The following is a 25,694-nucleotide window of genomic DNA, read 5'->3' as shown; positions in this document are numbered from 1 at the left end:
CGCGGAGCGTCCGGTAGGACGGCGAGCGGTGCCTGTTGCTCACGAGCGGCGCTGAAGGAACTGTTCTGCGTTGGCGGATGTTGCTGCCCGCCAGTCGGTTTCGGGGTCGGCGTCAAGGGCTGCAGCCTGTTGGCCGACGGCGAATGCTGGTGTCCAGCAGTAGCCGCTGCCCTAAAGGATGCCGTTTTGATCCGGCTACGCTCTGGAGCACTCCGGCGCGGGTCGTAGTGCGTTTCTAAGGACCGGTGCGGTACTCAGTGCGGGTTCGGCCAGACCTGGCAATCAAACCCTCCTTCGCCTCGGGTTGTTCTGGTCTGGATGCTGGCACAGTGCGGCGGTCACATTGACGGGAGCGAGGCGACAGCAGGGTAGATGAACAACCGGGAAAGGCCAGGTCGATCACTGTCGCGCGTTGTAGATTGACGCTGCGGGCATTTTGTCGCGGGCAACGTGAAATCGCTGCCGTGGTGGTTGCCCTGTCGAGGAGGTTGGGATGTATTTCACCGATCGTTCGTTGCTTCCAGAAAATCAGCCACCCTTGATCATCACCGCCGCTCCGTACGGGCCGATGTGGGTGCCCCCGGACTTTCCCGAGGACATTCCAGTGACCTGGGATGAGCAGGTGCAGAAGGCGATCGACTGCTGGGAGGCCGGCGCGAGGATTCTGCACATCCACGTGCGCGACCCGAAGACCGGCAAGATTTCGAAGAACTTCGCGGAGTACGCCGATCAGATCGGACGACTGCGTGAAGCGGTGCCCGACATGGTGCTCCAAGTCGGCGGCTCCATCTCTTTTTCCCCCGAAGGCGGTGACGTGGCCAGATGGCAGGCCTACGACACCCGGCACATGCTCGCCGAAATCGACCCGAAGCCCGACCAGGTCACCGTGGCCATCGGTTCATCGTTGTTCGACGTCACCTCAATGCTGACCGTCGATGATGTGGAGGGCACCCACATGGCCGATGCCGCGATGATGTGGAGGTACTCCCAAATGGTGGCCGACGCCACCCCGGAGTTCTATATCGAACATCTCAGACGGCTACGGGAAAACGGTATCCAGGCTTACTTCGCGCTCGGACACGTTCACTCGCTGGAAATCGTCGAACGTCTCATCCGTCAAGGTCTTTACATGGGACCGGTCAACGGGTTCTACAGCATGGTCGGCGGCGGCACCGCTGGGGCCAATCCCTTCGATCTGATGGAGCTGATCCGGCGTGCGCCGCAGGGATCGGTGTTCACCTATCAATCGGTTTTCCGCATGGTGTGGCCGATCTCGACGGTGTGTATCGCGCTCGGCCAGCATGTGCGCGCCGGAATCGAAGACAACATTTGGGGACCGGTCAAAGGCGAGAGATTCACCACCGTCGAGATGGTCCGCAAAATGGTGCGGATCGCCGAGGAAATCGGCCGACCAATCGCAACGCCGGAGGAAACCCGCGAAATCCTCAAACTCGGAACCTACTACGACACAACAGATGAGACGCTGTTCAACCTCGGCCTTCCACCCAACCGCGTGGAGGGGCAGCGCGGATTCCTCACCTACGAAGGCTTCCGCTCCTTCGAGAAAGGCGGGCATTCGCACACGCAGATCGAGACGCCTGCGGACACTCGCGACATCCTCTGAACCGGTTCGGCAACCGGGGTTGCGATGCCGCGTGCCGAGATAGGCGGGCCCGTCAGTATGCCGAACGGAAAGTTGATCCAGGCGTGGCCAAACTCGCCGACAGGGTGGTGTTAGTCGGAATGCGTGCTGCCGGTTGCTGTTTCGAGTTCCTCCGCGATGATAGGGATTGCCAGGTTGCAGGCCTGCACCCCTTGGGCGACGCATAGCTTGAGCACTTCCATGATCTCGGCGACGGTGGCCCCGGCCTGTAAAGCGCCGCGGATGTGACGGCGAATCCCGGGAACATACATGTGCGTGTAGAAAGCATCCAGCGCGATGCTCAACAGCTCAATCTCCTTGGCCGACAGCACATCCGAACCGTAGATACCGATCCCAGTTGCCATGGCCTCGTCGGTCCACCCCGGATCGAGTTCCAGGAACGGATCCCATGCGGTGTTCCACTGACCGGCCGCGCGCATCGCATCAATCGCGGGTGTCGCCGGTCTCTCCGCCGCCATCTCGGGCTCGAGGCCGGCCGCTCGGGCCTCCTCAAGCAAGATCGGTGCGGCCACGCTGCAGGAGTGAATCGACAGCACCGTGGCGCATTTCAACACGGTGACGATCTCCGCACGACTGGCGCCCGCGGCCAACGCGGCCCGGATATGACGTCGCGTCGCCTCCGCGTCCAACGTCGTGCAGGACGCGTTCAGCGCGACGCTGACCAACTCGACGAACTTGGTGTCCAACACTCCGCTGGTCCACGGGTTGGTGCTCATCCGTGCGCAGGCCGCGACCCACTCTGGGTCCCACTCACGTAGTTGATCCAGCGCCCGGCCCCAAGGTCCAACAACATCCATCGAATCCTCTTCAGCAGTCATGGCTGTCCTCAAATCGATAGGTGACCGGGATGAATAGCTGGCGGCGCATCGCGGCCAAGCACCGAAATCGCGACGTCACTGCACCCACACACGTAGCTCACCCTTCCAGCGGCACGAAGGTCAAGCAGCGGATCTGCCGGCCTGGACAAGGGGCGGGCCGCGACCGGATGTTGATCGTGAAGACAGTGGCACGACGATGAGACGACCCAGTCGCGCCGAATTACCGTCCAGGCCGCTGGCAGAATGCGCGCGGCTGGACCCGCGGTCGCGTAGCGTGGGTGACGACATGACCGAGTCCGAAACGGATACCAGCGCGATCACGGTTGTCAACGTCTTCGAGATCGAGAGCGAGAAGCTGGAGTCTTTCCTCGCTGCGTGGCAAGAACGAGCTGAGTTCATGCGCCAGCAGCCGGGTTTCCGGTCGTTGCGCCTGCTTCGCGCGGTATCGGCGGGCGCGCGGTTCGGATTGGTCAGCCTCGTAGAGTGGGAGAGTGTCGCCGCGCTGCGCCTAGCGACCGGTCGTGAGCCCTTCTACGAGAGTGGACGCCACGCGGCTGAGGAACTCGATGTGAGCGGGCATCCGGGCGTTTATCAGATCGCTATAGAGGTCAGCGCGCAGTAGCGCATCGGTGCCACTGCCGACCGAACGGCTGGTTCGATGGTTTTGACGGCATCGACGTTGAACTCCGAGAGTCGTTTAAGTCTCGGGAATTTCGCGTCGGCGATGTGGTGAGCCCTGCGACGTTCGGCACGGTCGCGACTTCAGCGGCCAGCAGCTCGGCCAAAAACACCAGATATGACTGGCGGTCTCGCCCGGCGATCTCGGCCTGGCGGGCGACTTCGCTGCGCAGCGTAGGCAACCGTAGCCCGCGGGCGGCCGCGCCGGTGGATGCGAGGGCAGCTTCGTCACTACGCGTACTCATCGGGGTTTAGCCTTCGCTTCCAGTCAACAAACTACGAACTCGGTGGAGTCCTCACCGCCACCGTGGCGGCGGGCCTCAATCAGCACCACCTGAGGGTCCACCAGCCCCGTCCGCACTGCTGAGGCCATCGCCGCCTGCAAGGCTGCGGCCGGCAGTGTCCGGTGCGCCAGCAGCATCTCAATCAACGGCCGACCCCTCGGTGTTCGAACTGGACAAGCCGCTGCCCGACGACATTCTTGCGACCGAAACTGCAAGGCTCGCAGAGCCGTTCAGATCTGATCATCGAAATGGCCCAGCGCGAGAATCTGACGGTGCGCCAGATCCTGTCACGGCTCGGTGGCGGCCGCGGGCACTCGTGTATGGGCCGAGTGCGCACAATCATGTAGATCACTGGGATACTGCAGATCCGTGAGCATCCGCTGGCACTCGCAATCGCTAGCCCGCAGCGTCTACCTTGCGCTGCGGCCGACCCCGAGCCCGCTGGCAGTGTCAGCGGCACTGCATGCCCTGGTGGCCAGCGCGATGATCGCGGTGACCGGAGTTCTGCTGCGTGAGCTTCAGATCATCGGTGTCGCATACTTTGGTGCCGCCTGTGCGGCGTCATTCGCCACAGGACCGCACTACCGCGGCCGACTGCTCGCTCTGCTGGCTCAGGGCCTGGGCGCCGCGGGCGGCATCGCCGCGGGTTCCTTATTGCCGCACTCGGCGGTGAGTTTGGTTCTAACAGCTGCCGCCGCCGGCATGGTCTCCGGGCTGGTCGGTGGTGTGGGCCCGAACGCACCGGCGTTCGGGGTAATGCTCAGCATCGGTGTGGCATTCGGCCAATTCGGAGGCTCAACACTGCCGTGGTGGCAGCAGTGTGCCTGGTATCTGGCAGGAACCCTAGCGGTCGGCGTTACTACCTTGGGGCTCTGGCCATTTCGGCGACACCAGTCCGAGCGTGAGGCCGCTGCCGAGGTTCTGACCCGCGCTGCGGAGCTGTGCGCTGCGGTCGGCACCGACGACGCTCGCCGGGCCCGAACGCGACTCGCGGCTGCGTCGGCCACCGCCCGCACCGTCGGCCACTTCCCCGCCGCCGAACTGACGGCATTCGCTGCCGCGGGCCTCTACGCTGAAGGCCGCGAAGTCGCACCGGAAGTCATCCACGCGATCCGCGACGCCGCAGAGCAGACGCGGCGCGGACAGCCGGTGCGAGTGAACTTCGATGGTGTCGACGTTTCCCGCCACGGCGATCCGCACCTGTACGCCCTAGCCGACGCACTCAGTCCGCAACCGTCGAGACCGCCGGCATCACCCCCGCGACGGCTGGCTTCGGTGCTGCGATTTCTCAGCACCCGTACCGCCATGGCCAATGGCGCGCGGATCGGTCTGTGTCTTGCCGTAGCCACCGGGGTGGCGGTACTGCTCAAGCGACCGGGAGATCATGCTCTGTGGCTGCCTCTCACTGCCGCGGTCGTGGTGCGTCCCGAGTACGCGTCTGTATTCATGCGTTCGGTGAACCGGGTAGGTGGAACCGTCGTCGGCGCGGTGCTTGCCGCGTTGGTCCTTTGGGCGCAGCTACCGGCCTTGGTGGTCGCGGTGGCAGCCGCGTCCGGGTTGGCACTCGCCGTGCTGACGGCCCCGAGGCTGTACGCCTTCTACGTCACCGGCGTGACCACGTCGACTTTGTTGAGCGCTTCCCTCGGCCACGCCGCCATGACAATGCCCATCGTCCGCGTCGCCGATACGCTCCTGGGGGCGACGCTGGCGCTCGTCTTCGGGTATCTGCTGTGGCCGGGCGCACGCCGGCTACCGGCCACAGCGCGTCTGGATGTGGCGCTCGACGCGGCAGCACACTATCTCGACGAAGCCACCAAACCTCCGAGCCGGAGGGTGCATTGGCAGGCCCGCCGCGATGACGCTTACCGCCTGGCGCACCAGGTGCGGGCTGCCGCCGAATTGGCAGTCACCGAACCACCCCCCGTCAGCGGCGCAGCGCTGCGAGTGCTGCCACTGGCCGGCCGCCTGGAAGACCTCGTCGACACAATTACCGCGATTGGCTCCCGTGCCGATGCTGGCAGCGACACGGCTGTTGAGTGCGCATACACCCGAACAGCACTGGAGGACCTGCGGCAACAATCTGCCCACCTGCGCAGCTCGCGTACCGACTCGTGACTACCGCCTGCGAGCTGCCCGAGAAATCGGGACGATGATGCGGTGCGACGGGTGGGCGTGCACCCCCGCTTACTCCGCAACGGGCAGGCTTGGCCGTGCGAGGCCCGCCCGCGGCTGAGATCCGCTTGATCATTGAGCAGGGAGTAGCGGTGTTTCGCCCGTCCTATCGCGATCGCTCGTGGTGGGTTACGGGATGAGCCCCTTCCCGTCGAGCGCCTGCTGCACCTGATAGGTCAGCTCGTCGGCGGTCCGTTCCGGGTCGATCGCGTTGATCGGGGCCAGCGCGGCCGAGATGCGGGTCGATACCGCCTGGTACACCGGTGTCACGGGTCGCACGGCCGCGTTGGTGAGCTGCTGGCGGATGATGTCGTGCTGCGGATACTTCGCCTGGAACCGTGGATCGTCGTATAGCGAGGTGCGCACCGCCGGCAGCCCGCCCACCACCGAGGTGTAGCGCTGGTTGTCCACACTGCGCAGGCACCGGATGGCTTCGAACGCCTCGGCCCTGTGCTGGGTGTTGCGGCCGACTGCGAGATTCAGACCGCCCAGCGTCACCCGCGCCTGCCTGCCGGGATTCACCGCGGGGTACGGCGCGAAGCCGAGCACCTTCCTGGTCGCGTTGTAGGCGATGTTGAACTGCTCATCCGATGGAGAGAAGGTGCCGACGTCGTTGATGGCGCCCCTGAGCGTCGGATCCTTGTCTAGCGGTAGGAAGCTCACCCCGCCCTTGATAGCGTTCTCCAGCATGGACGGCAGTACGAACGGCCAGTTGACCTCCATTGCGGCTTTGGCCTGTTCGAGAGCCAGGCGGGCGGTACCCTCATCGGTCTGGGTGATCGACGGATCCGCACCGGGCGCGGTGGCTACCGATTTGATGATGGACAGCGCCTTCACCGTGGCGGCCCGGTGCTCTGGGGTATCGGTGAGGGTGACGGTCTTGCCGTCTTCGGAGAGCACCTGCCCGCCGGCGCTCTGCAGCAACGTGTTGAACCAGACGACCAGACCTTCGTACTGCCTGGCCTGAACGGCGATCCAGCTGGGCCCACCCTCGTTGCGAAGGCGGGTGGCCTCGGCCACCATGCCATCCCAGGTCGACGGTGGTTTTTTAATCAAATCCGCACGGTACCAAAGCAATTGCGTGTTGGTGGTGATTGGTGCCGCGTACAGGGTGTTCTGCCAGCGGGCGGTGGCCAGAGGGCCCGGCAGGGTGTTTTCGGTGGCATCGTTCTCGGCCTTGCCCCCCGGATCGTCCGATAACGGCAACGCCCAACCGGCTTCGGCGAATTCGGCGGTCCACGCAACGTCTAGTGCCATCACGTCGAGCGATTTGTCGTTGCCGACGAGGCGGCGCGCCAGCTGTAAACGTTGATCGTCGGCGCCCCTGGGCAACGAGATCTGCTTGATGGTGAACCGGTGGCCGAGTTGCTCGTTGCACTGTTTCGCGACGGCGGCGAATGTCGCCATATGGTTTGCCGGGGTGTAGTAGTTGATGACGGTCCCGCCGTCCTCGGCACCACACGCCGCGACCACCGATGCAGCCGTGAGCGCGGCGGATGCAGCAGCGCAGAGCTGTAGTGTGCGCAAGTACGGTCTACCGTCGGAGCCGTGGCGTGACCAGCAATCTCGCCCAGTCACTTATCAGCTGTCCATGTCGTCTTGTTTGCCTGTAGTGACCAAGGCGGAAGGGGCGGCGCAATGGAATCTTCACCCAGGGGGATCGTAATGGCCGGCCCTAGCGGCGGTTCGCCACGATCGCCTTGAGTGTTGGGGTGGACAGGTTCTCGCGGTGTGAAGGCGATGTTTGTTCCAAAAGTCGTCGCGGTGTCACCGTGTACGGGTTCGTACACGCGGAGAGAATTTTGAGGCAGCCCGCTGGGCAGCGTGGGCGCAGCCCCGTCTGAGGTCGCGGACACCGTTGGGCAGTCCGGAGTCGCTTCTGGCGCAACGCCGAACACTGCGATCGTCGGTTGAGTTGCGGGCAGTGAGTCGACATGAGCGGCTTCCGAGGATGCTGGGTTATACCGATTGCAGCGGCCCAGTGACCCGCTCCGGTTCCATGAGCCAGCTCCCGCAGCCGCATCGTCGGCGCGTGTACCGTCGAGTCTGGTTGTGATAGTGGCGCATTCATCTGCTTGTGCGGCAACCGGTTCCTCCGCGAGCCAGAAGCTGGGGGCAGCTTGGGCGTTGCCGATTCCAATAACAGCCGAAGCCGCCGCCATACTGCCGACACATATGAAGGCCAGAATGGTCATTGTGCGTCGCATAAATTGTTCCTTTCGCCATAAGTGTCATTTCGTCACGAATATGTGTGAAGAGAGGTGCACAAACGAGTTGTGCCGGTGATGGTCAGACTGTACTTATTCGCTGCTGCAGCGACATCTGCGTACATCAATTATTTAGCGACTGCGGACTTTTCACGGTACTTTGACGGACTCGTAAACCTCACTTTCTCCGCCTCGGATCTGTAATCTGTACCGGAAGTCGTTGCTGGACGAGCGTATGAACGACGGATTACTGTCGTCATCCGCAGTCTTGGATGAGGCGCGCACGTTACGCTTTTCCGTTGCGCCATCGAGGTGCTGCAACTTACCGATTCGGTGCTGACTTCAGTGGTCGGCGTGAAATCGTCGCTGAGTCGTACGGACGAGCTTCTGAGTGAAGAGCGTGTGTAACGAGATTCGCATCGTCGAATCGCTTTCAGTGTGTGGCTAGTGCGGCGTTCTCGGTCCACCCTGGTGGTCCGAAGATGTAGCCCAGTCGGCCGCGCCATGTCTTGGCATGGGCGATGTCGCGCACCATGGCTACTGTCTCGAGGTAGTTGTACTTGATCGGGTTCTGCGAGGCGAGGTCGTGCAGCAGCCCGTAGCGCACTGGTTCGACTTCCTCGGCGTAGGTGCCGAACATGCGGTCCCACAGGATGAACACGCCGCCGTAGTTCTTGTCGATGTACGGCTTGTTCGAGCCGTGGTGGACCCGGTGGTGCGACGGTGTGTTGAACACGAATTCCCAAGCGGGCCACAACTTGCCGATACGTTCGGTGTGGCAGGGGATCTGAAACAGCAGTCCCGCGGTATTGAGCAGGAAGATCATCCATACCGGGAACCCGAGCAGTGCGGCGGGCAACCACGCCAGGCTGCGCAACGTGTACGACACCGGGTGAAACCACGGCAGCCGCAGGTTGGTCGAGAGGTTGAAGAACCTGCTGGAGTGGTGCACGCTGTGTGCCGCCCACAACAGCCGCACCCGGTGATCGGCGCGGTGTGCCCAGTAGTAGCAGAAGTCTGTGACGATTAAGCAGGCGACCCAGACCCACCAATGCCGAGGCGACAGCCGCAGCGGGGTCAGCGATGCCGCGACGATGATGGTTGAGAACGGCAGCAGGTACTGACCGGCGAACTTGAAGGCTGCGTTGAGGGCGTAGGTGGCCCAGTTGCCGGCGTAGTCGCGTGCCGAGAACTTCTGTTTGTACTGTGGGTCGCGTCGTTCGTCGAGCCACTCGACGAACGAGAGCACCAAGAACGCGGGGGCAGTCCACAGCAGCATCGTGATCGTGATGTCCATGGCGTGAACGGTATGGATTGTGCACGGCCGAAACATCGCCCGACGCAGCGATTCCATCTCCCCCGGGAGAGGGACACGGCGAGTACCCTCGTCTGCCATGGCCGACGGCGAGCTCAGTGATGCGCGGCGGTCATTGGCCCGTCAGTCGCTAGTGATCGCGCTCTTGGCGGCCACGGTGGACGTCGGCATCTTCGCCTCATCCGGGATTTTCCAGATCGCCCTGCCAGAGGCCTGTGGCATGGCTGCTCTGCTAGTCGCGGCCGACCTCGCTTTGGCGTTACCTACCCGCTTGACCGTCGTCGTCGCGGTCGGTCAAGCGGTGACCAGATTGTCGGTATGTTGGTTGCTCAGCCGGCACGGCCTGGCGGCAGGGATCGGTGATGTCGGCATCCTGGTTGCCGGCTACCGGGTGGGGGCGTGGCTGCCCATTCGCGTAGCCGTGTTCGTCGTCCCGGTATTGGCGGCGGCGGTGTCGGGTGCGGCGATGATCAACGGTGCCGCCCGGACATGGCGGGAGGTGCTGCTGATCGCCATCTCCAACGCCGTCGTGCCGTGGTTGGTGGGCCGTTACACGGCGGCGGGCAGAGCCTATGTCGATCAGCTGGAGCGGCAGCAACAACGTCAGCAGGCGGCTATGGAGCGTGCCCTGGCCGACGAACGGGAGGCCATCGCCCGCGACCTGCATGACGTGATCGCCCATCACGTGAGTGCCGTAGGTATCCATGCCGGCGCGGCCCGGCTGGCGCTAGGCAACGACCCCGACACAGTGGCCCAGTCACTGGGGGCGGTCGAATCAGCCAGCCGCTCGGCCATGATGGACCTGCGGCGCCAACTCGACCTTCTCCACGGCGCCGACGGTGCCGGCGAGCGACAACCCGGCTTGGCCAACGTTTCTCACCTCGCCGACACCGTCCGTGCCGCCGGACTGTCGGCGGACGTCACGCTTCCCGATGCGGCGCCCGGCCTTTCGCCGTCGCTCGATGTCACCGTGTACCGCATCGTGCAGGAACTACTGACCAATGCACTGCGCCACGGCGCGGGGACGGCCCGGCTGCAGGTGCGCTGCACGAACCATGAGGTGATCATCGAAGCCAGTAACCCTATTGGTGCCCAAGGGACCTCGCCCGAGTCAACGGGCCGCGGCCGCTCCGGCATCCGGCGCCGCGCCGAACTGTTCGGTGGAACCGTGCGTGACGGCAGCGACGACGGGTCGCTGTGGCGCACGAAGGTCTCGATCCCAATACCGCCATCATGACAGCACCTATCCGTACATTGGTGGCCGACGACCACGCCATGTTCCGTACCGGCCTGCGCGCGGTCCTGGACGCGACACCCGGCATCTCGTGTGTGGCCGAGGTAGGTGACGGGCGCGCCGCGGTCGAGGAGTGCCTGCGGGTTCGGCCCGACGTCGCGATACTGGACGTCCGGATGCCGAAACTGGACGGGGTTGCGGCCATCCGGCCGATAGTCGAGGCCGTTGAGACCCGCATCCTGATGCTGACGACCTACGACAGCGAGACGGTCCTCGCCAGTGCCTTGCAAGCCGGGGCGTCCGGCTTTCTGCTCAAAACCTCACCGGCGGAGGAACTCGTCGCAGCGATCCGGATCGTTGCCCGCGGCGACGCCGTGATCGACCCAGCCATGACGCGTCGACTGGCCACTCGGCTCGCCAGGAGTCTGGCTCCGACACCCGTGCCCCCGGAGGTATCGACCCTCACCCCGCGCGAACGTGAGGTGCTGCTGCTTATGGCCGATGCCAAGAGCAATGCCGAGATCGCCGCCTCATTGTTCGTTGGTGAGGAGACCGTCAAGACCCATGTATCGCGGATCCTGGCCAAACTCGGAGTGCGCGACCGGGTACATGCCGTCGTGTACGCGCACCGGCACGGATTAACCGAAAGACCGCCTGGCGATGCGTGATACGGCGAAGACCGCCCATAGCCAACATAAACAATTCGTCTATAGGACCGGGCACCGTCGTGTCCGATAGCGAGGCCAGGGTCCTCGAAGCCGCGCTGGGCGAAAGAGCCAACGGCGTCGAAATGCCAGATCGCAGCTCCACGATCGGGCCATGAGTCGCAAGTTCCGGAGCTAAGCACGAACGCCGCATCACCCTGCCCAGCTACTGCGCTACGGCGTCTGGTCTGCGTCACCGAGCGGTCCGTCGATGACGGGTGCGAGAGTAGCCGGTTGTCGTTGAGCAATATGGCATGTGGAGTCTGGAGAAGTTATCGATTCGGGAATTGGCTGATCGGCATCGGGTGCATCTGGCGTACGGCGCGCCAAGCGTTGGCCTCAGCGGTGCCGCCGCCGCGCAAGCAGTACCCGCCTCGGTGCAGACCGGCCATCGACGCCTACGCCGGCATCATCGACGGCTGGCTGATCAGCAAGTTCCGAGGAAGCAGCGTCATACCGCGCGACGGATCTGGCAGCGCCTGGTGGTCGAGCACGATGCGACCTGCTCGGAGGTGACGGTGTCACGTTATGTGGCTCGACGACGAAATGAGCTCGGGCTCAGAACTGTTGAGGTATCGGTGCCCCAGATCCATGAACCGGGCGCTGAGGCCGAGGTGATTTCGCCGAGTTCTGGGCCCGCATCGGCGCCGGGCTGGTCAAGTGTTGGATGTTCGTGATGCGGCTGTCGCGCTCGGGTCGGGCGTTTCACGTTGCGTTCACCACCCAGGGCCAGGAGGCGTTTCTGCAGGGCCATGTGCTGGCGTTCGCCCATTTCGGTGGTGCGCCGCACCGGATCCGGTACGACAACCTCAAACCGGCGGTGATGAAGGTCCTCAAGGGCCGTAACCGCACTGAGTCCGATCGCTTCATCGCGCTGCGCAGCCACTACGGTTTCGACTCGTTTTCTGCCGCCCCGGCAAGGACGGCGATCATGAAAAGGGCGGGGTGGAGGGCGAGATCAGCCGGTTTCGGCGCCGCCATCTGGTGCCGGTTCCCGCCGTGGCGTCGCTGGCAGAATTGAATCGTCATATCGCCGCCGGGAATCTGCTTGATGACGCCCGGGTGATCACCGGCCGACCACACACGGTGGCCGAAGCGTTCGCCGCCGAATTACCTGCACTGCAGCCACTTGCGGAGGATCCCTTCGACCCCGCCTTAGGCTTGCGGTGTCGGGGTGATCTGCGGGCCCGGGTCACGGTGCGCCAGTGCTACTACTCGGTCCCCGAACGATATGCCGGGCGGCGGTTGGCGGTGCGGATGAGCGCCACCACGGTGCAAGTGTTCGACGCCGCACGGCTGGTGGCTCGTCATGACCGTGCGCCGGAGCGCCATGCTGAGGTGACCGGCCCGCACCCGACCTCGGGGTTTATGACGAGTTGCTCACCGGAAGCGCGGGTTGAGGCCATGAGCACTCATAGTGACCAAGCCGCTCAAGCCGCGATCGGTGCGGCCGCGCGCGAACACGGTTACCGACCATCCGGGCTGAGGCCACCCGGCTGGACGAGATCGCCGCCCGCGAACGCTAGTCCTATCTGGCATTCCTGGCTGAACTGCTGGCCGCCGAAGTGATGACCGCACCGAGCGGCGCCGCCCCCGACGGATCAGTGAGGCGAAAGTTCCTCGCGTCAAACGGCTTTCGGAGTTCAACGTCGGCGCGATGCCCCACCATCGAAGCCGCCCAATTAGCCACCCTGGCCTCGGGTGCCTATCTGGGTGCCGGCGAGCCGGTCGTGGGGCACTCGGCGATAGCGGCACCGGGAAAACGCATCTGCTGATTGGTTTGGGGCTGGTCGCTTGCGAACAGGGCCCCGCAAGGTCCGCTATGTCACCACCGTGCAGTTGGTCAATGAACTCGTCGAAGCCGCCGACGACCGTGTTCTGTCGCGTGTGGTGGCCCGCTACGGGCGTCTGGATCTGCTGTGTCTGGATGAAGTCGGTACGTCCAAATCGACTCCCGCGGAGCCGAATTACTGTTCCAAATCATCACCGAACGTGAAGAGCGTGCCAGCATCGCGCTGGCCAGCAACCTGACGTTCAGTGAATGGGGCTCGGTGTTTCCCGACCCGCTACTGGTCGCCGCGATCGTCGATCGCATCACCTTCAACGCCCACATCCTCGAAACCGGCACCGACTCCTACCGACTCCTACCAACTGCGCACTTCTAAGAGTTCGACACGGTGCAAGCGGGCCGGTTGACCGCCGCCAGGCGTTGGCGAAACGATCAACCGGCCACCATGTGTCACGCGGCGCGTGATGCAGGGATGGGCACCAGGGCGCAGCATCCGATACCCACGATCAGCATGACGATCGGAAATCCGAGCGCAGCCTGGGTAGCTGTGGTGGTGTCCGGGCCCAGGGCGGCCTGCAGGAGCAGCCCGGTAGCGGCGCTGCCGATCGCCCCGCCGACCTGTCGGGTGGTGTTAAACACCCCCGAGGCGGCGCCCACCAGATCGGTGGGCAGGTTGCGGGTGGCGATCCCGGCCAACGGTGCCGACACAGCGCCGATGCCCACACCGGCGACCAGAAACGGGCCCAGCAGCAGCCAGAACGACACACCAGGACCCAACAGCAACGCCAGCACGGCGATGCTCAGTGTCAACGCGACGAACCCTAATCCGGCCAGCCGCGCGGGATTGAGCCGATCCGAGGCTCGCCCGGCTACCCGGGCACACCACGACGACAGCACGAACATCGGCACCGTCAACGCCCCGGCGGCCAGCGCCGAATATCCTAGCGTGGTTTGCAGATACACCATGATCGGCAAAAACAGCCCACCCATGGCCGCGCCCATCGCCAGGCCCGCAGTGCTCGCGGCCGAGAAGTTGTGGTTGGCGAACAACCGCAACGGCAGCAGCGGCTCGGCTGGGTTGCGGTGCTGCCAGGCCACGAACGCGGCCAGGCACAGCACGCCGAACACCGCCACTGAGCCGATCGAGATCGGCCCGGCGATCGGGCCCCACCGGTATTGCTCGCCGCTTTGAATAGCGAACACCACCGCGAACACTCCGGCCCCACTGAGCACCACACCGAGTAGATCGAGCCGATGCTGGCGGTGGGGTCGGTGATCAGGAACCAGCCGCACCGCGGCGATGAACCCGCCGATCCCGATGGGAATGTTGATCAAAAAGATCGCTTTCCACCCAGCGGTGGCGATCATCAGCCCGGCGACCAGCGGGCCGGCGGCCATCGCCGCCCCACCGACTGCGCCCCAGATCCCCAGTGCGGCGCCGCGGCGCTCGACCGGGAACAGGTGCACGATCAGACTCATCGTCTGCGGGGCAATCAATGCCGCGGCCACACCCTGGATGGCCCGTGCGGCGATCACCACCCCAGCAGTGGGCGCCATCGCACACGCCAGTGAGGCCAGTGTGAATCCAGCCAACCCGACCATAAACACCGGCTTGGGCCCGAATTGATCACCGAGGCGTCCGGCCAGGATCAGCGGCACCGCATAACACAGCGCGTAGGCACTGTTGACCCACACCATGTCGTTCAAAGTCGCGTCCAGCGACGATTGCATCGCCGGAATAGCGACGTTAACGACCGTGGCGTCCAGCCCGATCATGAAGAAACTGACACATAGCGCATATAACGCTGCCTGCGTGCCGCGCTCGCGCGGCACCCTCACATCAGTGTTGGTAGAACTCATTTCGTTGGATGTCCTTGTTACAGGCCGCCCGAGCGCGGTGAAGAACACGGCGCGTCGCAGCAGCGTACGAAGCCCCCGCAGGGGCAACCGTCACGCTTGCGCTGACTCGCACCGAACCTCTCCTTCACACACAAAAGACGGCATGCCACAACGACATGCACCGATTCGCTCGCACACTACCGAACTTTCCAAATTCGCGCCATCATCGGTCAACCAGACCATCTTCAGGATGAAGCACATCCTCCAACCGGAGGAACCAGCCGAGAACCCCTACGCGCCAGCCCTCAACCACAAGCACTGGGGCCAAAATCCGTGCCGATCAATGGAGCCAAAAGACTTGACGAAACTCAGGAGAGGGACACGACGAGTACCCTCGTCTGCCATGGCCGACGGTAGTCGGTGCGGGTGTCGGCTCAACCGCACAGATAGTCGGGCACGGGTGTGCCGTCGAGTGCGAGCGCGACCGCGGCTTGTGCCGCGACCGGCCCGACTAAGTTGCCGGTGCCGTTGTAGCCGCCGTATGCGATGACCCCGGGGTCGACCGTCGTGCACAGCGGGCGCCCGTCTGTCGTGTAGGACACCGAGGCTGCCCACCTGCGGGTGACGGTGACCGGGCCGCCCGCCATCCGGTGGGCCACCGTCTCGATGTAGCTCTGCACATCCGGCGTGGGAGCGGTATCGGTGGTCCACTCCGTGTCGACGAATTTGTCCCGACCACCGCCCACATACAGCCTCCCAGCATCGTCTTGCTGGGCGTAGTCGTATCCCCAGCGGCAGTACACCGGGCAGGGCAGGCGCCCCGGTCCGGCCGGGCCGGTGCCGAGCATCTGCAAGCGGGCGGTCCGGACCCGTCCACGTAACGCGGGCAGTGCTACTTCGAGTCCGCCGTCGACGGCGACCAGGACAGTCCCGGCACTGATGGTTCCGCTGGGGGTGTGCACGGTGCGGCCAGCGATAGACACGGCAGGGGAGTGCTCGAAAAGCGCGGCGTGCGAGCGGACTCGCCGGGCTAGGCCCAGCGCACGCCGTGCGGGGTTCATCGCCGCGTCGTCGGGCAGGAACAGTCCCCGCCCTAATGGGCCGTCATAGTTCTCGACGGCCACATTGATGTCCCGCAGCGCGGCGGACAGTTCGGCGCAGTCGGCCAGGTCCTGGTCTCGGTCGGCCTGTTCGGCCTCGTCCACCGGATCGCCGGGCAGTCCTGCAAGGCGCAGCGATCCCGTCCTGCGGATCACCTCAGGGCCTAGCTGTTCCTCGAGTCGATCCAACGCGTCGAGTGTGTCTCGGTACAGCGCGATCGACGACGACCCCCACCGCTGCACGGCGCGGTGCAGGAACGCCGACGGGCCAGCCAGTAGGAAACCGCCGTTGCGGCCCGCCGCACCCGCGCCCACTCGGCTCGCGTCGAGGCCGACGACCGACAGTCCGCGCTCCACCAGTTCGCTGATCGCCGCTAGCCCAGAGCCCCCGAGGCCGACCACGCACACGTCGGCGGTAAGGTCGCCGTTCAGCACAGGCAGGCCGGGCCACGCCGCGACGGTGGGGTCATCGTCCCAGGCGACGCCGGTGACCGTCATGAGAACACCACGCCCTGCGCCAGCGGCAGATCTGTTGAGTAGTTCACCGTGTTGGTCGCGCGGCGCATGTACGCCTTCCATGAGTCCGAGCCCGACTCGCGGCCGCCGCCGGTCTCCTTCTCACCGCCGAACGCCCCGCCGATCTCGGCGCCGGATGTGCCGATGTTGACGTTGGCGATGCCGCAGTCGGATCCGGACGCCGACACGAACAGCTCCGCCTCGCGCTGATCGGTGGTGAAGATAGCCGACGAAAGACCTTGTGGCACTGCATTATTGAGCTCTATGGCGGCTTCGAATTCGTCGTAGGTCAGCGCGTAGAGGATAGGTGCGAAGGTCTCGTCGTGTACGACGGAGCCCTGGTGGGGCATGGTCACGATGGTGGGCTCGACGTAGTAGGCGTGTGGTGCACGGTCGGTGAGAACCCGATGGCCGCCGGCGACGATGGTGCCGCCGTCGGCTTGGGCCTTCGCCAACGCGTCCTCGAAGGCGCGGAACGCGCCCTCGTGGATCAGTGGTCCGACCAGCGTGGTGGGCTGCAGTGGGCTGCCGATCGGTAGACGGCGGTACGCGTCGGCGATGCGAGCGGTGATCTCGTCGGCCACCGATCGATGCGCGATCAGCCGGCGCAGGCTGGTGCAGCGCTGCCCGGCGGTACCGGCGGCGGCGAAGACGATGCCGCGTACCGCCAGATCCAGGTCGGCCGAGGCAGTGACGATAACGGCGTTGTTGCCGCCGAGTTCAAGCAGGCTGCGACCGAAGCGGGCAGCCACCTTCGGCCCGATCTCGCGGCCCATGCGCACCGACCCGGTGGCGCTGACCAGGGCTACCCGAGGATCGTCGACGAGGACGCCGCCCACTTCGCGGCCGCCCTGCACAAGCTGGTGGATACCCGCTGGCGCACCGGTGTCCTGGATCGCGCGGTCGAGCAGGGCGGTGCACGCGGCTGCCGTCAATGGCGTGATCTCCGAGGGCTTCCAGACCACCGTGTCCCCGGCGACCAATGCCACCGCGGTGTTCCATGCCCACACCGCCACCGGGAAGTTGAAGGCGGAGATCACCGCCACCACGCCGAGCGGATGCCAGGTTTCGCTGAGCCGGTGCAGGGGACGCTCCGATGGCATCGTCTTGCCGTACAGCTGCCGCGACAACCCGACGGCGAAATCACAGATGTCGATCATCTCCTGGACCTCGCCGAGCGCTTCGGATTCGATCTTTCCCGCCTCAAGGGTCACCAGCGCGGCGAGATCGGACTTGTGCTCACCGAGCAGCTGGCCGAGCCGGCGTACCACGTCACCGCGCCGCGGTGCGGGCACCGTTCGCCAGTACCGGAACGTCTCGGCGGCCAGGGTTACCACGGCCTCGGTCTCGGCAGCTGTCGCAGCGGGAAGAACGGCCAACTGGGTGCCGTCGATGGGGCTGCCTGAGATCACCTCACCGCGGCCGGGCTGGCCCAGGCGTAACCCCAGCCGAGACAGTACGGCAGCGGCTTGTGCGGCGAGTTCGTTGGGGGCGGGGAAATCATCACAGGGCATGGCTGTTCTCCAGGGGTGAAGTGGCGGTCGGGTCTAGGCCGAGGTGACGTAGTGACCGTTCGCTTTGGGTGGCATAGAGGTTCTCAGGTATGTGCACCGTGCGTTCCAATGTGGATGCCAGCCAGTCGATGTCGTAACGGGCTGCGACGCGGTCACCGTGCATGCTGCCTTCGGCGCTGAGGTTGGACTGGAATATGCCCGCGGCGCTGCGCGGCAGGAAGTCCTCGTACACGATCGGCGTGGCGGTGACGGCACCGGATTCGATCAGCCGGTCGAGGTTGTGAGCCGGTGGCAGTGTGGCGGCGGTGCGGCGGTAGCGGTAGAACGCCAGCCCGGCGCGGCGCATCCCGTCGTGATCGGTGGGGAAGTCCGAGCTTTCCCAGACCTGCCTCCCGGCGTCCTGCCAGGACAGGCCGGTCGCCGCTGCGGCGTCCGTCCGGTGCATCAACTCGTCGTAGCGGCCGCGTCCCCGCGCGGTCAGCGCGACCCCGCGCTGTTCCACTTCGCCGAATCGAACGCGGGTGGTTCCCGGGGCCACGGTGCCGTCGGCCTCCAGGAATAGGCGCGGCTCGTCGAGCGCCCGAAATGACGTCTGTCGCAACAGGACATCGGGACCGTTCCAGCGCGGCGGCCCCTGGATCTTGTCGATGAGCTGCAACCCTCGCGCCTGCAGTCGTCGATACAGTTCATCGATGTCGAGCACCCGGGGCGTCAGATGGTTGATATGGGTCCGGGTGACACCGCCGATATCGGCTGCGACCGGCGATATCTCGGCCAGCTCCTGGTACCAGGCCCGGTCGGTGGGTTCGGTGGACAGTTCGAACGCGGCGGTGGCGAGTTGGACGAACCGGTCGGCGTCCGGGGCGGCCAATCCGCGGTTTTCGGCGGCGCGGTCGGCCAGTTGCAGCAGTTCGGTGCCAAACAAGGTTCTGCCATCGAGGAAGTTGCGCAGCCTGCTGCGCAGATCTGGTGAGAAGAACCGGTCGTCGTCAACGGCCAGCATCGAGGTGAACACGCGGAAAGGGTTGCGTTGCAGCTCATCTTCATCGATCGGTCGAAAAGCGGTCGACACCACCGGTACCGGCACCGCACCGGTGTCGCGCAGATCGTAGAAGCCGACCGGATACATCCCGAAGCCGGCGAAGATCCGGCCGACCTGGTGCAGTTCGCGTGGCGTCCCGACCCGGATGGCGCCGTGCCGTTCGGCGGTCACCCGGGCATCTCCGCCTAGTTCGGTGTTGATCTCGTTCGCCACCTCCACCAGCGTGGTGTAGGCGGGTACTTCGCGCCCATACATGTGGGACAGCGCCGCGGCGAACCGGGCGCGCAGTTGTGCCGTCGGCTGGAACTCGGTCATCGGACGGCCTTTCCGTTGATCTGGCCGCGTGCTCGCATCGCGGCCCGTACGCGCGCCTGGGCGATCGTTCGGGCCGCGTCGTGCGGCAGCCGTGCGGTGCCATCCGCAGCGTCGAGAACTTCGGTTGTAGTGGTGCGAATCCGCTTGGCCACCAAGGGGAGAATGGCGTCGGGATCGGGTCGGAACGGTGAGTAGCGGGCGTCCATCGCCACTCCGGCGGCGATGATTCCGCCCGCGTTGGCGACGAAATCGGGTACCACGAGGATCTTACGTTCGGCCAGGATTTGCAGCGCTTCCGCGGTCGCAGGCAAGTTGGCTCCTTCGACCACGAGCTTGGCCTTGACCTCACCTGCCACCCTGGCGTCGATGACGTCCTGGCGGGCCGCGGGTACCAGGACGTCACAGTCCACTGCGAGCTCGGCTCCCACCGGCAGCACCGTGCAGCCGCGGTAGTGGTTGACTGCGTCATCGTCGTAGCTGGCCGACAGGCGTTCGAGCTCTGCGAGGTCCAGGCCGCGGGGATCATGGAGAGCGCCAACGGAAGTCGACACAGCGACAATGACGGCACCGTACTCAGCGAAGCGGCGGGCGGCGGCCCGGCCGACGGCGCCGAACCCTTGCACGGCGACTCTGGCGCCGGCCAGGTCCAGGCCCAGGCGCGTCGCGGCGACGTGGGCGGACTCGGCCACGCCGTAGCCGGTGACGCCGAGTTGGTCATATGGCACCCCGCCGAGTTCGTGCGGGCTGCCGACGGCGGCTCCGCGGTCGCCGAGTTCATCGGCGAGGATGGCGGCGTCGTATTCGTTGAGCCCCATATCGAGGCCCAGCACGTACTCGCGCGGCACCTCGTTGCTGAGCTTGCGGGCGAACGCCCGCAGGAACTCCTCTTTTGTCGGTGCGGCCGGATCGCCGACGATGCCGGCTTTGGCCCCGCCGAAGAACATGTCCACGCCGGCCCATTTCCACGTCATCACCCGCGCGAGGCGGGCGATCTCGGACACCGACACCCCAGGGCCCATCCGGGTACCGCCCTTACCCATCCCGCGGGCGGTGTTGTCGATGACAAGTACACCCTTCATGCCTGTCCTGGAATCGGAGACCACAACGATCTTCTCCGGTCCCCATTCGTCAATCTGGGTAAGCAAATCCATCATCGCTGTGCTCCTCGGTGATGGCTTGGGTGTTCAATGGTCGGGTGCTCAATCCCGTCCACCTGCAGACCTTGCAGGCGGTGGTCGCCACGGGTTCGTTTGCGTCGGCGGCCCGCGAACTCGGCTACACCGCGTCGGCGGTGTCCCAGCAGATGGAGGCCCTGGAACGGACGACTGGTCTGACGTTGTTCGAGCGCGGGCCCCGTGGCGTGCAGATCACCGCGCCGGCGCGGCTGCTCGCCGACCGGGCTCGCCGGGTGCTGGTGGATCTGGCCGAACTCGATGCCGACGCCAGGTCCATCGCAGCCGGGCGGGCCGGGCGGGTGAAGGTTGGTTGTTTCCCGACCGCCGGTGCGCGGATCCTGCCCGCGGCGCTGTCCGATCTGCGCCGCACGCATCCTTCGGTCGAGGTGAGCCTTCGCATCGCGGAACCGTCCGAGACGATCGCCATGGTCGAATCCGGGGAACTGGATGTCGTTTTCGGCTACGAGTACGCGGCGATTACCCGAACCTGGCCGGACGGGCTGGACCGGGAGGTGCTGCTGACTGAAGCTCTTGTGCTGCTCAGTCCGCCGGGCGTTGGGGTCGGCAGCACCGCGACGATTGGGGCCGAACTCGCCGAGACCGACTGGATCACCAGTGGATCGGGAACCGCGGGCGAGGCCACCACCTACCGAATCTGCGCGGAGCTCGGCTTCGTGCCGACCGTCGCGCTGCGTACCGAGTATTACGACCTGGTCACCGAATTCGTGGCGGCGGGCCTGGGCGTCGCCATCGTTCCGGCGTTCGGGGTGGTGTCGCATGATCGAGTGAATGTGCTTTCGGTGCAGTCGAAGTGGGCGCAACGGGAGGTGTCGCTGGTGTTTCGCCGCGATGCGTCGAACCCGTTGATCCCCGAGGTGGTCAGATCGTTCAGGGCCAGCGTGCGTGCCGCCGATCTGGGCCGGCATGTGTGGGTTGCCGGTCGATGATCACCCTGCCCGATTGGTGGGCCCGAACAGAAGGGCCTGAGGCCGCGCGTTGGTGATGCTCAGGCCAAGAAACTGTCGGCGTGCCCGCCGACGGCGTGCGCCCAGATCGCCTCGGGGTCCAAGGCGGAGCCCTGATCGTGGACTGCCTGGGTGACCAGCAGGCGGCCGGTGGAGGTCAGGTGCCGCCGCATCGCGTCGACGGCCGCGGCAGGCTGGTTGGCGATGATGGCGGCGACGATCGGCTGATGTTCGGCGTCGATCTCGAAGAGGGTGCGTTCGGTGGTGGCGCCGAGCACCGGTGGCACCGGGGTATTCCGCGACTTCATGTTCGCCGCCGCCGCTCTGGTTGCCCGCTACGGCGGTTCGCTCTCGGGGGAGCACGGGGACGGGCGGGCGCGCGGAGAATTGCTGCCGCTGATGTACTCACCCGACGCGTTGGCCCTACTCGGCGCTGTCAAGCATGCGTTCGACCCAGACAACCTGCTCAACCCGGGTGTTGCGGTAGATCCATCGCCGCTCGATGCCGATCTGCGCGTCCCCGCTGCACCGGCTCTGCAGCGTGGTCTCGGGCTGGCGTACCGGCACGACGGCGGCGATTTCACCCAGGCGGTACACCGGTGCACCGGGGTGGGCAAATGCCGCGCGGACAACACGGGAATCGGCGGGGTGATGTGCCCGTCGTATCAGGCCACCCGAGAGGAGAAAGACTCCACCCGTGGTCGCGCCCGGGTGCTGCAGGAGATGATCAACGGTACCGACGTGCGCGGCGGCTGGCGGTCACCGGAAGTGCATGAGGCCCTTGACCTTTGCCTATCCTGCAAGGGCTGTGCATCGGACTGCCCGACCGGGGTGGACATGGCCGCCTACAAGTCCGAGGTGCTACACCAGAGCTATCGGCACCGGCTCCGGCCGGCATCGCACTATTCCCTGGGCTGGCTGCCGCGCTGGGCGCGGGCGGCAGCCGCTGCACCGTCGCTGGTCAATGCGGCCGTCGCGCTGCCCGGTGTCGGCCGCGCCGCCTTGGCCGCGGCGGGGGTGGATCACCGCCGGTCCATCCCACGGTTCACCGGCGAGACGTTCCGGTCTTGGTTCCGACGCAACGTCCCAGCCACGCAGGAAAGCGCAGACGATGTCCTGCTCTTCGTCGACACGTTCACCAACTACTTCTCGCCCGAGATCGGCATCGCCACGGTCCGGGTGCTGCAGGCCGCCGGGTTACACCCGCGGCTCACCGAACGACAACAATGCTGCGCGCTGACCTGGATCTCGACCGGCCAGCTCACAGCTGCACGGCGCATCCTGGGCCACACACTGGAAGTCCTTGCCCCGAGCGCAGATCGAGGCATCCCCGTCCTCGGCATGGAACCATCGTGCACGGCGGTGCTGCGTTCGGAAGCGACCGAACTGGTCGGTGGCCCTCGTGCCGATGCCGTGGCGACCGCCGCCCGGACGCTAGCCGAGCTGTTGACCGAACGCGGTTGGCAACCGCCGTCATTGACGGGCACCACCGTGGTTGCGCAACCACACTGTCACCATCACTCGGTGATGGGCTGGAGCACGGACGCGCAGCTGCTCCGAGCCGCGGGTGCCGAGCTGATGCATTTAGGCGGATGTTGCGGCCTTGCAGGCAACTTCGGGATCGAGAAGGGCCACTACGAGGTCTCGGTGGCCGTCGCCGAACAGCAGTTGTTACCGGCTGTGCGAACGGCGCCCCCGGGGGCGGTCATCCTGGCCGACGGATTTTCCTGCCGTACCCAACTCGACGACCTGACCGATCGCCACGGCAGCCACCTGGCTCAGCTTCTCGCCGACCGGATCGCGGGTCCCTGCTGACCGGATGGTCAGTCCGAAGTGCACGCGCACACCGGCAGTGGTCACCTGAAAGCGGAGCCTGAGAGGTTACTGTTAGCGCCGTGGCGCGCAAACGGGTTCTGGTCAGGCGGGAAGAGATCATCGACACGATGGTCGAGCAGATCGCGCAGCGCGGTATCGCAGCGACCCGAGTCGCCGACGTAGCCGCGGCGATGGGTGTCAGCACCGGGCTGATCTTCTACCACTTCGAGACCAAAGAGGCGCTGCTCGCCGAGGCGTTTCCCCGTGCGATGCAACGCGACCTCGACGACCTCGCCAAGATCGTCGCCAGGAAGACGTCGGCCTTCGTGCGGTTGCGCGCGGTGATCAAGCTCTACAGTCCGGCCGGCGGAGCGCCCGGCTGGCGGTTGTGGATCGACGGGTGGGCAGCGGCGCTGCGTGACCCGGGCCTAGTGCAGGCGATGCGCGATATCGATAATGCGTGGCGGTCGGCGGTCTGCGACCTGATCGTCGAAGGCAATGACGCGGGGGAGTTCGACTGCCGGGCTCCCGAGGTATCCACGGCACGGATCACCGCGTTGCTCGACGGCCTCGCCGTGCAGGCCGTGGTGCGAGGCGGCGGGCCGAGCGCCACCGAACGCAAGAAATGGATCGACGAGGTGCTCGAATTCGAGCTCCGGCCCACATAGTAGCTTTGGCCCATGCCAGCAGCAGATGCGCCGGACACCGGCGCCGCCGCGGTTCGCACCCTCAGTCGCGGCCTGGAGATCCTCGAGCAGTTCTCCGGCGCCGAGGCCGAGCTCAGCCAGAGCGACCTGGCCGCCCGCTGCGGCCTGCCGATGCCGACAATTCACCGGTTGGTCCGCACCCTGGTCAGCCACGAGTTCCTGGAACCCGTCGCCGGTGGCCGCAATTACCGGTTGGGTGCAGCAGTGTTGCGGTTGGCCGGTCCCTTGATCGCGCGCAACGACCCGTCCGCCGTCATCCGCCGAAAGCTTCAGGAACTATCCGAAAGCACCGGCGAGACATGCAATCTCGCCACCCTGCTTGGCTCATCTGTCGTCTATCTCGACGGTGTCCCCGGTGGCCGCATCCTGACCCCGCAGGTGACGGTGGGTCTGCGCCTGAGTGCGCACAACACGGCGCTGGGGAAGGCGCTGCTGGCACAGCTTGATGACGACGATGTGATCGCGCGGCTCGGGCATGGACCCTACGACCAGACGACCCCGCACACCGCGGCCAACTGGTCGGAACTCAAGAAGCGGCTGCAGATGGTCAGGCACGATGGGATAGCGGTCTCCGACGAGGAGTTCGAAATCGGGCTGACGTCGCTGGCGGTCGGTCTGCCGGCGCGCCCCGACGGGTCGCTGCGAGCCATCAACGTCTCGCTGCCAGTCAGCCGGGCAACTCCCGAGTTCCGCGCGACTACGACCGCGTTGCTGCTGGGAATCGCAACCGAAATCGGTTCTCTGGAAAGCACTCTTACTGACTAATTGATCAGTACCTACTGATTATGAAGTCAGTAACGTCTTGACGCGGCCGCGACCGCGTCCGTAGGGTGCTCGCCATGCGGAAGTTCGTTTCACTCTTCGGAACCTGCCGGGATCGACTGCGGTGAACACGCTGGTCGTGAGCGGCGTCCGGCAAGAGGCCGACGGCGTTCGCTCGTTCCGACTCCAGCGCCCGGACGGCAAACTGCTGGAACCATGGACGCCCGGCGCGCACCTGGAGTTCACTCTGCCGTCCGGATCAATCCGGCACTACTCACTGTGTGGTGATTTCGAAGATCGCACCGGCTACACCGTTGCGGTCCTGGAACAGCCGGCGGGCCGGGGCGGTTCCACCGAGTTTCACCGCGATGTGCGGGAGGGTACGGTACTGCAGGTCAGCCCACCGCGGAATCACTTCCCATTGGTGGACGCCAAGCGCTTCCTCTTCGTGGCCGGCGGTATCGGGATCACGCCGATACTGCCGATGGTCCGGTCCGTGGCGAAGGCGCGCAAGGCATTTCGTGTCGTCTATGGCGGACGTACCCGATCTTCGATGGCGTATCGCGATGAGATCTGCGAGTACGGACCGGCGGCCGTGCTGGTGCCCGAGGATGAGGCCGGACGGATGGATATCACCGCCGAGCTGGCCGGGTGTCCGGCCGGCACGCTCGTGTACTGCTGTGGCCCCGAGTCGCTGCTGGCGGCGGTCGCCGCCGCCGTCGAAGCCAATGGCCACGTAGGCGGTCTGCATGTCGAGCGGTTCGGTCCGGCCGCCGGTGTGACAGACGCGGGCGGGCGGGCGACGTTCGAGGTCGAGCTGGCCAAGGCCGGGGTGACCGTGACCGTCGACGAAGGATCGTCGATCCTGGACAAGGTACTGCAGGTGGTGCCCGGCCAACCCTGGGCATGCCGCGAAGGGTATTGCGGCACTTGCGAAACCAGAGTCATCGCCGGTGAGCCGCAGCATGCCGACGACATCCTCAGCCCGCAGGAGAGGGCCGCCAACGACGTGATGATGATCTGCGTCGGGCGGTCCCGTTCGCCGCGTCTGGTGCTCGACATCTGATTCTCGAGTCAGTA

20 protein-coding genes and 3 pseudogenes are annotated in these 25,694 nt (G+C 65.5%); 13 read left to right on the top strand and 10 right to left on the bottom strand.

The genetic code is table 11. The features are described from left to right. The first annotated feature begins 493 nt into the window (after positions 1–493). Positions 494–1,624 (top strand): beta-keto acid cleavage family enzyme, encoded by a 1,131-nt coding sequence (locus A5784_RS29885; RefSeq protein ID WP_064948475.1) that lies wholly within the window; start codon positions 494–496, stop codon positions 1,622–1,624. 110 nt (positions 1,625–1,734) lie between these two features. On the opposite strand, the gene A5784_RS29880 is transcribed toward A5784_RS29885, so the two are convergent. Further along, positions 1,735–2,460: a carboxymuconolactone decarboxylase family protein gene (locus A5784_RS29880; protein ID WP_286159446.1), complete on the bottom strand. Its 726-nt coding sequence runs from the start codon at positions 2,458–2,460 to the stop codon at positions 1,735–1,737. 307 nt (positions 2,461–2,767) lie between these two features. Between A5784_RS29880 and A5784_RS29875 the strand changes: the two genes are divergently transcribed. Beyond that, on the top strand, positions 2,768–3,103 hold the full coding sequence (locus A5784_RS29875) for an antibiotic biosynthesis monooxygenase family protein (RefSeq protein ID WP_064948601.1): 336 nt from the start codon (positions 2,768–2,770) through the stop codon (positions 3,101–3,103). A 324-nt stretch (positions 3,104–3,427) separates the two neighbouring features. On the opposite strand, the gene A5784_RS38585 is transcribed toward A5784_RS29875, so the two are convergent. After that, the gene (locus A5784_RS38585) at positions 3,428–3,589 is read right to left on the bottom strand and encodes a hypothetical protein (RefSeq protein ID WP_156750854.1); all 162 of its coding nucleotides are present in this window, start codon (positions 3,587–3,589) and stop codon (positions 3,428–3,430) included. Positions 3,590–3,812: 223 nt separating this feature from the next. Here A5784_RS38585 and A5784_RS29870 point away from each other — a divergent pair, with 223 nt between their 5' ends. Beyond that, positions 3,813–5,558 (top strand): FUSC family protein, encoded by a 1,746-nt coding sequence (locus A5784_RS29870; protein WP_156750853.1) that lies wholly within the window; start codon positions 3,813–3,815, stop codon positions 5,556–5,558. 186 nt (positions 5,559–5,744) lie between these two features. Here the strand turns inward: A5784_RS29870 and A5784_RS29865 are convergent, their stop codons facing one another. Together A5784_RS29865 and A5784_RS29860 are read right to left on the bottom strand one after the other, a co-directional pair. After that, entirely contained in the window at positions 5,745–7,142 is a 1,398-nt protein-coding gene (locus A5784_RS29865; protein WP_064948472.1) for an extracellular solute-binding protein, read from the bottom strand. A gap of 1,113 nt (positions 7,143–8,255) precedes the next feature. Next, entirely contained in the window at positions 8,256–9,119 is an 864-nt protein-coding gene (locus A5784_RS29860) for a sterol desaturase family protein (protein WP_064948471.1), read from the bottom strand. Between the two features lie 97 nt (positions 9,120–9,216). Here A5784_RS29860 and A5784_RS29855 point away from each other — a divergent pair, with 97 nt between their 5' ends. From A5784_RS29855 to istB, 5 genes and pseudogenes are all read left to right on the top strand, one after another. Next, on the top strand, positions 9,217–10,374 hold the full coding sequence (locus A5784_RS29855; protein WP_064948470.1) for a sensor histidine kinase: 1,158 nt from the start codon (positions 9,217–9,219) through the stop codon (positions 10,372–10,374). Next, a complete protein-coding gene (locus tag A5784_RS29850; RefSeq protein WP_064948600.1) occupies positions 10,371–11,039 on the top strand; it encodes a response regulator in 669 nt (222 codons plus the stop codon). Before A5784_RS29855 ends, A5784_RS29850 begins: the two co-directional genes overlap by 4 nt. 712 nt (positions 11,040–11,751) lie before the next feature. Continuing rightward, entirely contained in the window at positions 11,752–12,096 is a 345-nt protein-coding gene (locus A5784_RS39420; protein ID WP_232006296.1) for a hypothetical protein, read from the top strand. After that, positions 12,021–12,359: pseudogene (locus tag A5784_RS40000) on the top strand (Mu transposase domain-containing protein); the annotation flags it as partial. The gene A5784_RS39420 and the pseudogene A5784_RS40000, both read left to right, overlap by 76 nt. An 84-nt stretch (positions 12,360–12,443) precedes the next feature. Next, positions 12,444–13,240: pseudogene (gene istB, locus A5784_RS39995) on the top strand (IS21-like element helper ATPase IstB). A 74-nt stretch (positions 13,241–13,314) separates the two neighbouring features. Here the strand turns inward: istB and A5784_RS29835 are convergent. The 5 genes from A5784_RS29835 to A5784_RS29815 form a co-directional block, all read right to left on the bottom strand. Beyond that, positions 13,315–14,724: a DHA2 family efflux MFS transporter permease subunit gene (locus tag A5784_RS29835; RefSeq protein ID WP_064948469.1), complete on the bottom strand. Its 1,410-nt coding sequence runs from the start codon at positions 14,722–14,724 to the stop codon at positions 13,315–13,317. Positions 14,725–15,137: 413 nt separating this feature from the next. Further along, positions 15,138–16,301 carry an NAD(P)/FAD-dependent oxidoreductase gene (locus A5784_RS29830; protein ID WP_064948468.1) on the bottom strand — a complete coding sequence of 388 codons (1,164 nt, stop codon included), beginning with the start codon at positions 16,299–16,301 and terminating at the stop codon, positions 15,138–15,140. Continuing rightward, a complete protein-coding gene (gene amaB / locus A5784_RS29825) occupies positions 16,298–17,833 on the bottom strand; it encodes an L-piperidine-6-carboxylate dehydrogenase (protein WP_064948467.1) in 1,536 nt (511 codons plus the stop codon). The genes A5784_RS29830 and amaB overlap by 4 nt, the downstream gene beginning before the upstream one ends. Then, entirely contained in the window at positions 17,823–19,190 is a 1,368-nt protein-coding gene (hglS, locus tag A5784_RS29820; RefSeq protein WP_064948466.1) for a 2-oxoadipate dioxygenase/decarboxylase, read from the bottom strand. The genes amaB and hglS overlap by 11 nt, the downstream gene beginning before the upstream one ends. Next, the gene (locus A5784_RS29815; protein WP_064948465.1) at positions 19,187–20,344 is read right to left on the bottom strand and encodes a Glu/Leu/Phe/Val family dehydrogenase; all 1,158 of its coding nucleotides are present in this window, start codon (positions 20,342–20,344) and stop codon (positions 19,187–19,189) included. The genes hglS and A5784_RS29815 overlap by 4 nt, the downstream gene beginning before the upstream one ends. A gap of 41 nt (positions 20,345–20,385) precedes the next feature. Between A5784_RS29815 and A5784_RS29810 the strand changes: the two genes are divergently transcribed. Continuing rightward, the gene (locus A5784_RS29810) at positions 20,386–21,312 is read left to right on the top strand and encodes a LysR family transcriptional regulator (protein WP_064948599.1); all 927 of its coding nucleotides are present in this window, start codon (positions 20,386–20,388) and stop codon (positions 21,310–21,312) included. A 59-nt stretch (positions 21,313–21,371) separates the two neighbouring features. On the opposite strand, the gene A5784_RS29805 is transcribed toward A5784_RS29810, so the two are convergent. After that, positions 21,372–21,638, bottom strand: a complete 267-nt coding sequence (locus tag A5784_RS29805; protein ID WP_082945161.1) for an FCD domain-containing protein — start codon at positions 21,636–21,638, stop codon at positions 21,372–21,374. Between A5784_RS29805 and A5784_RS29800 the strand changes: the two are divergent. From A5784_RS29800 to A5784_RS29785, 4 genes and pseudogenes are all read left to right on the top strand, one after another. Further along, a pseudogene (locus A5784_RS29800) lies at positions 21,610–23,145 on the top strand ((Fe-S)-binding protein); the annotation flags it as partial. The gene A5784_RS29805 and the pseudogene A5784_RS29800 sit on opposite strands and share 29 nt — an antisense overlap. An 80-nt stretch (positions 23,146–23,225) precedes the next feature. Next, positions 23,226–23,813 (top strand): TetR/AcrR family transcriptional regulator, encoded by a 588-nt coding sequence (locus A5784_RS29795; RefSeq protein ID WP_156750852.1) that lies wholly within the window; start codon positions 23,226–23,228, stop codon positions 23,811–23,813. Between the two features lie 12 nt (positions 23,814–23,825). Beyond that, the gene (locus tag A5784_RS29790; RefSeq protein WP_064948463.1) at positions 23,826–24,617 is read left to right on the top strand and encodes an IclR family transcriptional regulator; all 792 of its coding nucleotides are present in this window, start codon (positions 23,826–23,828) and stop codon (positions 24,615–24,617) included. A gap of 121 nt (positions 24,618–24,738) precedes the next feature. Further along, positions 24,739–25,680: a PDR/VanB family oxidoreductase gene (locus A5784_RS29785; protein WP_064948462.1), complete on the top strand. Its 942-nt coding sequence runs from the start codon at positions 24,739–24,741 to the stop codon at positions 25,678–25,680. Positions 25,681–25,694: the final 14 nt, after the last annotated feature.

Source organism: Mycobacterium sp. 852013-50091_SCH5140682, assembly GCF_001665685.1.
In the GTDB taxonomy this organism is placed as follows: Bacteria; Actinomycetota; Actinomycetes; order Mycobacteriales; family Mycobacteriaceae; genus Mycobacterium.
The sequence above is the reverse complement of the archived record's forward strand: the minus strand, read 5'-3'. Positions and strand labels throughout refer to the sequence as shown.

Bases quoted from the DNA above. Each gene is read 5' to 3' on its own strand.
- hglS (WP_064948466.1), bottom strand. From the start codon at position 19,190: ATGACCGAGTTCCAGCCGACGGCACAACTGCGCGCCCGGTTCGCCGCG.
- amaB (WP_064948467.1), bottom strand. From the start codon at position 17,833: ATGCCCTGTGATGATTTCCCCGCCCCCAACGAACTCGCCGCACAAGCC.
- A5784_RS29855 (WP_064948470.1), top strand. From the start codon at position 9,217: ATGGCCGACGGCGAGCTCAGTGATGCGCGGCGGTCATTGGCCCGTCAG.
- A5784_RS29880 (WP_286159446.1), bottom strand. From the start codon at position 2,460: ATGGATGTTGTTGGACCTTGGGGCCGGGCGCTGGATCAACTACGTGAG.
- A5784_RS29875 (WP_064948601.1), top strand. From the start codon at position 2,768: ATGACCGAGTCCGAAACGGATACCAGCGCGATCACGGTTGTCAACGTC.
- A5784_RS29850 (WP_064948600.1), top strand. From the start codon at position 10,371: ATGACAGCACCTATCCGTACATTGGTGGCCGACGACCACGCCATGTTC.
- A5784_RS29815 (WP_064948465.1), bottom strand. From the start codon at position 20,344: ATGATGGATTTGCTTACCCAGATTGACGAATGGGGACCGGAGAAGATC.
- A5784_RS29835 (WP_064948469.1), bottom strand. From the start codon at position 14,724: ATGAGTTCTACCAACACTGATGTGAGGGTGCCGCGCGAGCGCGGCACG.
- A5784_RS39420 (WP_232006296.1), top strand. From the start codon at position 11,752: ATGCGGCTGTCGCGCTCGGGTCGGGCGTTTCACGTTGCGTTCACCACC.
- A5784_RS29885 (WP_064948475.1), top strand. From the start codon at position 494: ATGTATTTCACCGATCGTTCGTTGCTTCCAGAAAATCAGCCACCCTTG.
- A5784_RS29860 (WP_064948471.1), bottom strand. From the start codon at position 9,119: ATGGACATCACGATCACGATGCTGCTGTGGACTGCCCCCGCGTTCTTG.
- A5784_RS29805 (WP_082945161.1), bottom strand. From the start codon at position 21,638: ATGAAGTCGCGGAATACCCCGGTGCCACCGGTGCTCGGCGCCACCACC.
- A5784_RS29790 (WP_064948463.1), top strand. From the start codon at position 23,826: ATGCCAGCAGCAGATGCGCCGGACACCGGCGCCGCCGCGGTTCGCACC.
- A5784_RS29830 (WP_064948468.1), bottom strand. From the start codon at position 16,301: ATGACGGTCACCGGCGTCGCCTGGGACGATGACCCCACCGTCGCGGCG.